General features: G+C 49.5%; 13 protein-coding genes. All 13 read left to right on the top strand.

The features are described from left to right. Positions 1 to 33: 33 nt before the first annotated feature. The gene (locus HMPREF9473_RS23165; protein ID WP_006782660.1) at positions 34 to 738 is read left to right on the top strand and encodes a FliA/WhiG family RNA polymerase sigma factor; all 705 of its coding nucleotides are present in this window, start codon (positions 34 to 36) and stop codon (positions 736 to 738) included. A gap of 9 nt (positions 739 to 747) precedes the next feature. Next, positions 748 to 1488 carry a flagellar hook-basal body protein gene (locus HMPREF9473_RS23160; RefSeq protein WP_006782659.1) on the top strand — a complete coding sequence of 247 codons (741 nt, stop codon included), beginning with the start codon at positions 748 to 750 and terminating at the stop codon, positions 1486 to 1488. 12 nt (positions 1489 to 1500) lie between these two features. Next, a complete protein-coding gene (locus HMPREF9473_RS23155; RefSeq protein WP_006782658.1) occupies positions 1501 to 2277 on the top strand; it encodes a flagellar hook-basal body protein in 777 nt (258 codons plus the stop codon). Between the two features lie 74 nt (positions 2278 to 2351). Then, the gene (locus tag HMPREF9473_RS23150) at positions 2352 to 3998 is read left to right on the top strand and encodes a DUF342 domain-containing protein (protein ID WP_006782657.1); all 1647 of its coding nucleotides are present in this window, start codon (positions 2352 to 2354) and stop codon (positions 3996 to 3998) included. Further along, complete coding sequence (locus HMPREF9473_RS23145) at positions 3999 to 5393, top strand: hypothetical protein (protein WP_006782656.1); 1395 nt, start codon at positions 3999 to 4001, stop codon at positions 5391 to 5393. Then, entirely contained in the window at positions 5380 to 5787 is a 408-nt protein-coding gene (locus HMPREF9473_RS23140; protein WP_006782655.1) for an EscU/YscU/HrcU family type III secretion system export apparatus switch protein, read from the top strand. Before HMPREF9473_RS23145 ends, HMPREF9473_RS23140 begins: the two co-directional genes overlap by 14 nt. 13 nt (positions 5788 to 5800) lie before the next feature. Further along, positions 5801 to 6469, top strand: a complete 669-nt coding sequence (locus HMPREF9473_RS23135) for a hypothetical protein (protein ID WP_006782654.1) — start codon at positions 5801 to 5803, stop codon at positions 6467 to 6469. Between the two features lie 29 nt (positions 6470 to 6498). Next, positions 6499 to 7500 (top strand): M15 family metallopeptidase, encoded by a 1002-nt coding sequence (locus HMPREF9473_RS23130; protein ID WP_006782653.1) that lies wholly within the window; start codon positions 6499 to 6501, stop codon positions 7498 to 7500. A gap of 201 nt (positions 7501 to 7701) precedes the next feature. After that, positions 7702 to 8514: a flagellin gene (locus HMPREF9473_RS23120; RefSeq protein ID WP_006782652.1), complete on the top strand. Its 813-nt coding sequence runs from the start codon at positions 7702 to 7704 to the stop codon at positions 8512 to 8514. Positions 8515 to 8596: 82 nt separating this feature from the next. Beyond that, positions 8597 to 9409, top strand: a complete 813-nt coding sequence (locus tag HMPREF9473_RS23115) for a flagellin (protein WP_006782651.1) — start codon at positions 8597 to 8599, stop codon at positions 9407 to 9409. 214 nt (positions 9410 to 9623) lie between these two features. Next, a complete protein-coding gene (locus tag HMPREF9473_RS23110; protein WP_006782650.1) occupies positions 9624 to 9926 on the top strand; it encodes a flagellar biosynthesis anti-sigma factor FlgM in 303 nt (100 codons plus the stop codon). Between the two features lie 10 nt (positions 9927 to 9936). After that, on the top strand, positions 9937 to 10389 hold the full coding sequence (gene flgN / locus HMPREF9473_RS23105; protein ID WP_006782649.1) for a flagellar export chaperone FlgN: 453 nt from the start codon (positions 9937 to 9939) through the stop codon (positions 10387 to 10389). Positions 10390 to 10416: 27 nt separating this feature from the next. Beyond that, the gene (flgK, locus tag HMPREF9473_RS23100; RefSeq protein ID WP_006782648.1) at positions 10417 to 11874 is read left to right on the top strand and encodes a flagellar hook-associated protein FlgK; all 1458 of its coding nucleotides are present in this window, start codon (positions 10417 to 10419) and stop codon (positions 11872 to 11874) included. Positions 11875 to 11876: the final 2 nt, after the last annotated feature.

Genomic DNA, 11876 nt, shown 5'->3' with positions numbered 1-11876 from the left:
GAATGGAAATGGAAAAATCAGAGGTAACCGCATATGCAGAAAGACAGTCTTATCCTCCAATATCTTCCGATTGTCCGCAAAGCAGCCGTGCAGCTGCGGGGAATGGCCGGAAGCCTTCTTCAGGAAGAGGACCTGGTTGACCAGGGGGTCATTGCACTCATGGAATGTCTGGAGCGTTACGACGAATCCAGAGGCGCCAAGTTTGAGACTTACGCGTTTCTGAGAGTGCGGGGCGCGATGATTGATTATATCCGAAGCCAGGACTGGGTGCCCCACCGGGCGCGCAATTTCCAGAAGAAAGTCGATGAAGCCTGCGCCATGATTTCCAATGAAAAGATGAGGGAGGCGGACGCGCAGGAAGTGGCGGACTATCTGGATATCCCGGTTGAAAAAGTGGAAAATCATATCCAGTATATGAACCACGCGGCGGTTCTCTCCTTTGAGAATGTGCTTCAGGATATGACAGGGCTTGTGGCGAAGGGGGAGCTGGAGGCAGAGGATGTCTCCACGAAGCCGGAGGAAAGCCTGTTTTACAAAGAGCTGCGAGAGCAGCTGGCGGCGGCGATTGACAGCCTGGGTGAGAAAGAACGGCTTGTCATCAGCCTGTACTACTATGAAGAGTTAAAATACTCGGAGATTGCTGAGATACTTGGAATCGGGCAGTCCAGAGTATGTCAAATTCATACGAAGGCCATCGGGAAACTGAAGGCCAGTATGGAAGAATACATGAAAGGATAGGGATGGCTTATGTTTTCAGGATTTTATACCATAGCTTCCGGTATGATGATGAATCAGAAAGAGCTGAATGTGGCGGCCAACAACCTGGCCAATGTAAAGACCAACGGCTACCGCAGCAAACGCCTTGTGAAGACCACCTTTGACGAGACATTTGTCCGTCAGATGAACGGGCAGAACACTGCCATCGGCAGCGGCTCCACCATCACTCTGGCAGGCGCGGAGATGACCAGCCATAAGCAGGGCGAGATACAGGATACCGGCAAGACCTATGATTTGGCCATCGGCGGAGACGGATATTTCGTTATCCAGGGAGAGAATGGGACGTATCTGACAAGAAACGGCCATTTCTCCACAGATGAGGAAGGCAACCTGATTCTTCCGGGTGTCGGCATGGTGATGGGCGACGGCGGTCCGGTTTACGTGGATGAGAATGGATTTAACGTGGGGAAGGATGGCATTGTCTACGACGATGAAGGCAATGAGCTGGACCAGGTTCAGATTATGAATCCGGATGATGTGAATGCTCTCACACTCAATGAAAACGGCACATACAGTGTAGGAGCCGGAGATAATCTGACACAGGTTTATCCAAGTGTTTATCAGGGCAAGCTGGAGAAATCCGGCGTGGACTTAAATACGGAGATGACCAGAACCATGGAGATACAGAGAGCGTTCCAGTCCTGTGCCAAAGCGCTGACGATTCTGGACCAGATGAACCAGAAATCTGCTTCCGATATCGGGAAACTTTAGGAGGATACATAGATGAATATATCATATTATACCGGAGTGTCGGCGATGAGAGCCTTCCAGGATGAACTGGGCGTTACGGCCAACAACATCGCCAATGTGAATACAACCGGATACAAACCACAGAAAAGTTCTTTCGGTGACCTTCTGTACACGCAGATGGATACCAGAAGCGCCGATCTGCTGGTTGGACACGGTGTCAGAAACACCGGTGTGGAATCCACCTTCGTGCAGGGCAGTTTTGAGCAGACCGGACGTGAGTTGGATTTTGCCATCAGCGGGAAAGCATATTTTGCCGTTGAGGTGAATGAAGAGGACGAGGAACCGGCTTATACGAGAGATGGTTCCTTCATGATATCCGCCACGGATGACGGCAACTATCTGGTGACCAGAGACGGTTACTATGTGCTGGGGCCGGAGGGCGAGCGGATTGAGCTGGAATACAAGACCGCCAAGGATGAGAATGGCAAGGAAAAAGAGACCGCTGAGCTGGATTTAAGCAATCTGAAAGAGCAGATTGGTCTTTACAGCTGTGAGAATCCGGATGGTCTGATACCGGTAGGTGACAACTTATTCCGCTCCGGGGAGACATCAGGCGAGTGGGTTTCCCAGGCGGATATGGATGACAGCGCGGTGACCAGTAAAATACTGTCAAAGACGCTGGAGCGCTCCATGACTATGGTTTCCACAGAGATGATTAACCTGATTGAAGCCCAGAGGGCATTTCAGCTGAGCAGCAGGGTAGTCAGTGCGGCAGATGAGATGGAGAACATTATTAATACACTGAGATAAAAAAAGATATAAAGAAAGAAGGTCGCCAGTCAGGGACATAAGGCTTACAGGATGCGCAGGAAGGGGGGATTCCTATGGATGATGGTGGACACATTTTCAAAAAAGTTACACGATTTTTCGCACTGCCGAAGGAAGGCGAGGACGAAGGGGAAGAAGTCTGGACTTGGCCGGAAGAGGAAGATTCTTTTCACAAGGAAGAAGAGACCGACCACCGGATACAGACGGTGGAAGACTGGAACGAAAAAGAAGAACGACGCAGGAAAGAATACTTTGAGGAGCTTGAAGGTGTGAAAAAACCAGAGGAATCAGAAACACCTTCGGAGGCGCCGAAGGCCGGGGAAGAAGAATACCGGGATGGGACGGTGGAAATCATCATACAGGACGACGGTATGGCGGCTGTAATGATGATGACAGGGCCTGCGGGTGGTGGACAGGACGTCACCATGGAGCAGGTCAGAGATGCCCTGAAGGCCAAAAACGTGGTGTTCGGCATTGACGAAGAGAAGATTCTTGCCGTGCTGGAAGAAAAGATGTACTTACAGGAGTTCCTGATAGCGGAGGGGAAGCAGCCCGTAGCAGGAAGGGACGGACAGATAAAAGACTATTTCCCAAGGAAAGCGGAGTTAAAATATGCTTCGAAGGACAACGGGGATATCGATTACAAGAACCTGAACCTGATTCACAATGTGAAGGCAGGGCAGGTTGTGTGTGATATTGTCCGGCCGACGCTTCCACAGGATGGTATGGATGTCTGTGGAAGAACTGTCCGCGGAAAGGCAGGCACCATGCCTCCTATTCCACAGGGAAAAAATGTAATATTCAACGAAGACAATGACAAACTGATAACGGCGTGCGAGGGAAACTTAACCTTCCGTTCCGGCAGATTCCTGGTGGAAAAGATATTTGAAGTGGCTGGCAATGTGGACAATTCCGTAGGCAACATCGAGTTTACGGGAAGTGTTGTCATCCGTGGGGATGTGTACGAGGGATTTGAGGTGACCGCCAAAGGCGACATCACCGTGATGGGCATGGTGGAAGGAGCCCTGTTAAATGCCACGGGCAGCATTATCCTCCAGAAGGGAATGCGTGGCATGAAGACGGGAATTCTGGAGGCCGGCGAGGATATCACGGCCAAATTCCTGGAAAACTGCAAGATTTATGCCAAGAGGGATATCCGGGCGGAGTATATCATCAACTCGGAGGTGTCCTGCGGCCATGATTTGGTGCTGAACGGACGCAGGGGCGCGTTTATCGGAGGTTCCTGCTCGGTTCATAACTGTATGACAGTGAGGGAAGTAGGGGCGGCCAGCAATGTGACTACCACGGTGACGTTGGGGATGACACCCCAGCTGACGGAGGAGATGAAGCGCTCCGGTGAGGAACTGGAGAAGCTGACCAAAAAGCTGACGGAGATTCAGAAGGATATCGCCTACCTGGCGTCAAAAGAAAAGAACGGCACCATCACGGAGACACAGAAGGTCCGCCTGAAGGAGCTGAATCTGGAAAAACCGGTGACATCCATGAAACAGAAGAGACTGAAGGAGAAGACATCGGAGCTGTCAAAGCAGGTCCGGGAGGTTGGAAACTGCCGGCTCTCCGCGGGACGTGTCAATCCCGGAACCGTGCTAAGCATCGGTGATGGAAAACTGTATTTTGCAAAACGGGAGGACAATTGTTACTTCTATTTCCGGGATGGAGAAATCAGGAAAGGAATGCGTTAAATGGCAGATATGTTGCGGGTTACATCTCCCGTTATCAGCAAAGGTGTAGCTCAGCCTGATAAGGCGCCGAAAGAATCGTCCATTCCGTTTGATTTACAGGGAATTCAGAATGTTGCCAAGAACCAGACTGGTCATGTGCTGGCCCAGCACAACGTGCTTCAGAACGAAGCCGGTGCGGCCACGCTTATGAACCTGTTGAAGGACCCGGCAGTTACCATCAGTTATTTAAAAAATATCTATATGCTGGAGGAGATTATCAACCTTCTTCCGGTAAACAACTCAACAATGACGCAGGAAATCAAGCAGCTGTTTGATTCCCTGCTCATTGACCCCGGGAATATTGTGGAGGAGCTGGCGGACCAGGAGAATGCATCCACGATGTTCAAGGGGCCGTTATTTGATTTCTTAAGAGAATTTCTGGAGGCCAGACCGGAGCTGCGCACGGAGACGGCGTCGCTGTTGAAGGCGTTAAACGGAAGTGTCGCCAGACAAGATGTGCTAGATTCCGTGGGCAACAGCCTGGAGTTTCTGGCGGAGCAGCTGGCGGGAAGCAAGGCGCTGGCGCCCAGATTTTCGGAGCTGGCGGAGCGCATCCGGACGGTTCAGGGGCATGAGGCTTTTGAGGCGGTAAAGGCGGATATTTTACAGGCGCTTGAGGAGCTGGAGAGCAGTATTCTTCACAGTCCCCATACGGCCAGAGTGATTCCCAACATTATGTACAATCTCTCCAGGTATCAGGACAATGACTCTTTTTTGCAGGAAGCATTGTTAAATATTCTGGTCCATGTCAATGGGATGGAACAGAAGAACACCTTGAAGAGACTGGTGCGGGAATATCTGGAGGAATTCCGGACGCCGGAGCACCAGGAGAACCGGTCCAGAATCATGGATACGCTGGCGCGCATTATAGAAAAGCAGGATAGGGAAACCCCTATGAACAGCCTGAATGGGGAGAAGATAGAGAAGATTATCACCAGTCTGTTATCGTCTCCCTGTAACTATACACCGCTGCTTCACTTCGTGATACCGGTGGACTACCAGGGGATGAAGGCATTTTCAGAGTTATGGATAGACCCGAAGGATGAGAAATCCGGGGAGGGCGGCGGGGATTCCAAAGAACGGATTCACGTGCTGATATCCTTTGACATTCCGGGGATTGGCCAGCTGGAGGCGGAGTTCAAGGTGGTGGACAGGGAAATCAGTTTTTCTCTGTTCAGTCCGGAGAATTTCAAACCGATGTTTGACGGGCTGATGCCTGAATTCAGGCAGATTATGGAGAGCCACGGCTACCGGGTAGTCTCGGTGGAGTCCAAAGAGATGGAGCATGTGCGCTCCCTCATGGATGTATTTGAGAATCTGCCGTATAAGAGGACGGGAATCGATGTCAAAGTATAAAGCGAGAAGAAACAAAGCAGTTGCATTAAAATATAATGCCGCAGAGGATGAAGCGCCTGTGGTGATTGCCTCCGGTTATGGAACCGTGGCGGAACACATCATTGACATTGCGGAGAAGAAAGGGATTCCGGTGTTCAAGGATGAGAGCGCCGCTTCGCTTCTGTGCATGCTGGAGGTGGGAAGCCGCATTCCGGTGGAGCTGTATGAGGTGGTTGCGGCGATATACTGCCGTCTGATTGAGGCTTCCGCTGAGATACATGGGGTGACGGATACCCAGGGCGGAATAGCCGAAGCCACGGAGGCCCGCCGTGGCGCCGGAAGAATCAGGAAAAACCTGGCTTCCAGCAAGAAACAGGACGACGAAACGCCGGACGGAGAGACGCGGACCAGATAAAGGAGGGTGAGAAATGGCGGAACTGTCAGATGCATATGTAGGTTCCTCCTGTTTGGTCACGGGGACGAGAAATGAAGTGTTCGTTCTTGGTGCTATCAAAAAAGTCGGGAAGACCTTTATCGATATCGGATTCTCTCACAGTAAGCTGCCAATCATGCCTTACGGTTATCTGGTGAAGCTGGAAGTTCATAACATTTATCTGGGACTTCGCGTGTATGTGGGCAGTGTGTATCTCTCCACCACGAAGATGACGCGAATCACCATTATTGAAGATGTGACGTCTTCCCAGTATGATAAATGTTTTCAGGTCAAGGTGGATGAGGACGGCGTGATTTACAACTGCATGCGCGGGGACGAGCTGCTGGGCATGGACGATAACGGCCATGGCTATAACGGTCTGCGGGTAAAAGTGATGAGTGTGGGAGTGGGCGGTTTGAAATTCAGAACCACGACACCGCTGCGCCCCGGAGACTGGTTTAACATCATGATTCCCACCATGGAGGGTGTGGTACTGTTCTGCTGTATCGTCAGAAGTTATGTGGAGCTCGCCATCGGGGAACGGGCGTTTATCTGCGATTTCATGGAAATGGAGGAGTCTCAGGAGGAGATACTGTACAAATATCTTCTGAAACATCTGAAAAAGCAGATTCAAAGGCAGTTGGAGAGAAAACGGAAAAAATAGAGTGAAATTGGAACCTGGAGGAGCCCCCATTGAGTACGAAGAATAGCAGGGATAAACATGGAAAACATAAAAAAAACCCGCAGGCGGTCAGAAACCAGCGGGTTATTGTATTTACATTCGTGATTATCCTGGCCCTGATGTATCAGTCGTCCCACTGGAAGCTGGAGAAAGAGCGGCTGACGGAGACGATTGCGCAGCTGGAGAGTCTGGAGAAGGAAGCCATGGCCCCGGTGGAGGAGAACCGCGGGGAGGACGGGGATGGTCCGGCGGAGGAGGAGACTTCGGAAGGGGTAAGTGATTTGCCGGAGGAGGAGAATGTTCCGGAGGGTGATGACAGCTTGATGGAAGAAAGTATGGAAGAAAGTGCGGAGGAGGGCGAAAAAACGTCTGATGGTGATAGCTCGGCCGGAGATGAAGCCGGGGAGACATCGGATGGCCTTGTGATACGGGAAGAAGATATGTGGTGTCTCATACTGACCAACGCCAGATATCCGGTTCCGGATGATTATGAGGTGGAGCTGGCCCAGCTGCCGGGCTCGAATCAGTCGGTGGATGCGCGGATTTATGAGCCGCTGGTGAACATGTTTGATGCCATGAAGGCGGAAGGCTTGAAACCGGTGGTGTGTTCCGGGTACCGGACTCTGGATAAGCAGGAGAAGCTGTTTAACAGGAAGGTGCAGTCCTATGTGAGAAGTGGTTACTCCATGGAGGATGCCAACAACATGGCGAGACAGGTGCTGTCTATCCCCGGTTCCGGTGAACATTGTCTGGGACTTGCGGTGGACATCTATGCGTCCTCCTACAAGGCCCTTGAGATCGGATTTGAGAATACAAAAGAAGGCAAATGGCTGAGAGAGCATTCCCAGGATTATGGCTTTACCCTGCGCTATGACAGGGGCAAGGAAGAGGTGACAGGAATTCAGTATGAACCGTGGCATTTCCGCTATGTGGGGGTGGACGTGGCCCGTTATCTGAAAGATAACCAGCTGTCCTTGGAAGAATTTTATATCGAACAGAGCCTTTATGGATAATGTGCACAAAAATATTTCGCTATTTTTGTGCACATTTTTTCTAAACAAAGGGGAATTCGGTACGATAACTATAACAGAGCAGAAGAAATGGAATATTTCAGAAGCCACACCGATGCCAGACAGGGCCCGTTTGACATTGGGATATACAAATAAAAGAGGGAAAAGGAATTCCCCAAATTCAAATTACATGGAGGTAATAGTATGAGAATTCAACACAACATTATGGCATTAAACTCCCACAGACAGCTGGGACTGGCAAACGACGCGATTGGGAAATCACTTGAGAAATTATCATCCGGTTACAGAATCAACCGTGCAGGTGATGATGCGGCAGGTCTTGCAATTTCCGAGAAGATGAGAGCACAGATTAAAGGTCTGGAATCCGCAACAGCCAACACTCAGGATGCTATCTCTCTGGTACAGACCGCAGAGGGCGCTATGCAGGAAGTTCACACAATGTTAAACCGTATGGCTGAACTGGCAACCAAGGCGGCTAACTCTACCTATGACGCTACTGACCGTCAGGCAATTACGGATGAGGTTAAGGCTCTAAATGCGGAGATTGACCGTATTTCGGCAAGTATTGAATTTAATGGTAAGAAGCTGTTAGATGGTACTGCGACTGCTTTAGTACTTCAGGTCGGTCCTACAGCTGCCGATACGGTGACTGTTGAAATTAAGAAGATGACTTCAACTGATTTGGGTCTTAATGCTTTGGATTTTACTAGTACTGGTGGCGCTAATACGGCCTTAACGGCTATTAAAAAGGCTATTGATGATGTATCAAAAGCTCGTTCTGGTGTTGGTGCGCTTCAGAACCGTTTGGATCATACTATGAACAATCTGGGTACGACCAAAGAGAATCTGACAGCTGCTGAGTCTCGTATCAGAGACGTGGATATGGCAAGCGAAATGATTAACTATACCAAGAACAGCGTTTTAGTGCAGTCTGCACAGGCAATGCTGGCACAGGCTAATTTACAGCCACAGTCCATTTTACAGTTGTTACAGTAATCAGAGAAACCGTATCAGGATTGGAATAAAATAATCAAAGGGAAAAGGAATTCCCGATAATCAATTACATGGAGGTAATCATATGAGAATTCAACACAACATTATGGCATTAAACTCCCACAGACAGCTGGGACTGGCAAATGACGCAATTGGAAAGTCACTTGAGAAGTTATCATCCGGTTACAGAATCAACCGTGCAGGGGATGATGCGGCAGGCCTTGCAATCTCAGAGAAGATGAGAGCACAGATTAAAGGTCTGGAATCCGCAACAGCTAACACTCAGGATGCTATCTCTCTGGTACAGACCGCAGAGGGCGCTATGCAGGAAGTTCACACAATGTTAAACCGTATGGCTGAGTTGGCAACCAAGGCGGCTAACTCTACCTATGACGCTACTGACCGCCAGGCAATTACAGATGAGGTTGAGGCTCTGAATGAGGAGATTGACCGTATTTCGACAAGTATTGAATTTAATGGTAAGAAGCTGTTAGATGGTACTGCGACTGCTTTAGTACTTCAGGTTGGTCCTACAGCTGCCGATACGGTGACTGTTGAAATTAATAAGATGGATTCAGCTGCTTTACATCTTGATGCTTTGGATTTTACTAGTACTGGTAATGCTAATACGGCTTTAACGGCTATTAAAAAGGCTATTGATGATGTATCAAAAGCCCGTTCTGGTGTTGGTGCGCTTCAGAACCGCCTGGACCATACTATGAACAATCTGGGTACGACCAAAGAGAACCTGACAGCAGCTGAGTCTCGTATCAGAGACGTGGATATGGCAAGCGAGATGATTAACTATACCAAGAACAGCGTTTTAGTGCAGTCTGCACAGGCGATGCTTGCACAGGCCAACTTACAGCCACAGTCTATCTTACAGTTATTACAGTAATTGGACCAAGTGTCCCCTAAACTTGGAAGGCGGGGATTTATTCTCCGCCTTCTGCCTTTCAATAGGTTGAGCGATTCTTTTCATTCTGTGTTTCATAACTTTTTCCATTAAAAATATAAAATATTTTAAAAATCCCCTAAAGTTTTTCTCGTTCCGTTCGATAAGTATATATAGATAATATCATTGGATTCATGCAGGAAAGGAAAACGGGACTATGGATGTAAAAATAACGAGAAATTATATGGCATATCAAAATACCGTAAATAACGGGAAATATACCGAAAAGAGCAATTCCGTCCCGACAGCAGCGGATAAAAAGCAGCGGGGCGATGCCATCGTCATCAGCAGTGATGGAGTAAAGAAGAAAGAAGCGTCCACCTATGCATCTTCCGTGACCAGAACCATGGCACAGAGAACAAGCCCGGAGCGTCTGGCTGAATTAAAGCAGCAGATAGCCGAGGGAACTTATCAGATTCCGGCTGAGCAGATTGCACTCCGGCTGATGAGCGGAATTTAAGGGGGAGAGCATGGAGGATACCATACAGTTTCTGACAGAATATACGGAATTTTTTGAGGAGATTGAGAGAAAACAGGCGGAAAAGCTGGGGATGCTTCTCACCAGGGAATTGAACAAAGTGGAGAGTGCCCTTTTGATGGAAGAATCCATGGAAAAGCAGATCAAGAACATGGAGGAGAAACGGCAGGAGCATTTTACTTCCCAGGGGCTTGTGGGGAAACGCCTGAAAGAACTGGTGGAGGAGAGCAGCGGGGAGGAGCGAGAGACGCTCCGCCAATTGCAGCGGCGTCTGGAAGATGCCATAGGCAATATCCGCTACTACAATTCCAAGTCCAACGAGCTGGCGAAGGAAGAACTCTTCCGGCTTCGCGGAGACAACCTGCTCCAGGACAATCCGTCCGGGATATACAGCCCCCAGTCATTACCACCCCGCAAGGGACAGAAACTTGAGAAAAAAGCCTGATTTGGCAGAACATAGGAGAGTGATAAATTGAGACCATCATTTATGGGGCTGGAAGCAGCCAGAAGCGGCCTGATGGTAACCCAGAAGGCGCTTGATATTGTAGGAAACAACATGACCAATGAAAAGACAAAAGGATACACCAGACAGCGGCTTGATACGGTCAGCTTGAGACTGTACGGCGGAGCCAATTATGGAAGCGCCATCGCTCTGGCAGGTCAGGGTGTCAAGGCCGTCGGAGTCGGACAGTTGAGAAATTCCTATCTGGATTATAAGTTCCGGGAGAAGTACAGCGATGTGGGCTATCATGACCAGAAGATGGCGGTGATGGAACAGCTGGAGGGCATCATCAGTGACCCTGAGGTCAACAAGGCAGGAATTCAGGAGGCGTTAAAAGAGCTGTCGGATGCATTGAACGAGTTAACATCCACTTCAGCATCCAAAGCTACAAGCGCCACTATCGTGATGAATGCATTTAAAGAAGTGGTGTCGACTCTGAACCAGTACGATTCCGGCATTAAAAATCTGGTGGAGCAGACCAAGAAGGATATGGCGGCTGCGGTCAAGGATTTTAATGCTACTCTGCAGCAGATTTCAGAACTGAACAAGGAGATTTACAAGGAAGTGTTCAACAATAGCGACTTTGACGGCGTGAAATATGGGCCGAATGAGTTGATGGATGACAGAAATCTTCTTCTGGATGAATTGGCCCGATACGGAAAAGTATCGGTGGAGGATAACGGCGACGGAACCATCAACGTGATGGTGAACGGACACCAGGCAGTGGGCGTGGATGGCGCAAGCTACTGGACCGATGAGCTGTCTCTGGATAAAGAAGGCACGGGGATGTTCTGGCAGAGCACTGGACAGATGGCGGGCCTGGGGAATGGTCTGCTGAACGGTTTTCAGGATACCCTTAAGGGAAGCAGCTCGGTGGCACCGGGGATACCCTATTATCAGGAACAGCTGGATTTGTTTGCACAGAGTCTGTATCAGACGTTTAACAATGTACTTAAGGTAGAGAACGCTGATCCAGATGCGGCTGTGACCTATAAACAGCTGTTAAAGGGGGGAGAGGACGGTATTGTGACGGCGGGTAACCTCAGTCTTAGCGATGAATGGCTGGCAGACGCTTCCTATATTCTCAATTCCGACGGCGGCCTTGATGATATCAAGGCAATGGGCGAGCTGCTGAAGAAAGAATTCAGTATCGGTGGCTTTACCGGAACATTTGAGCAGTTTATCACCAATATGACGAGTACCCTGGGCAGTGAGATGAATGCCTGCAATACCAGGCTGGAGGCGGCGCTGGCCATTGCGGAGACAGCGGAGACAAACCGGCAGAGTGTGAGTGGCGTGTCACTCAATGAGGAAGGCGTCAACATGATGTCCCTGAATAAGACATTTCAGGCGCTGGGTAGATTGATGACAGCAATGGATGAGCAGTTGGATGTGATTATCAACCAGATGGGTCTGGTAGGACGTTAAGG

The sequence above is a fragment of the Hungatella hathewayi WAL-18680 genome, from assembly GCF_000235505.1.
Classification (GTDB): domain Bacteria; phylum Bacillota; class Clostridia; order Lachnospirales; family Lachnospiraceae; genus Hungatella_A; species Hungatella_A hathewayi_A.
The sequence above is the reverse complement of the archived record's forward strand: the minus strand, read 5'-3'. Positions and strand labels throughout refer to the sequence as shown.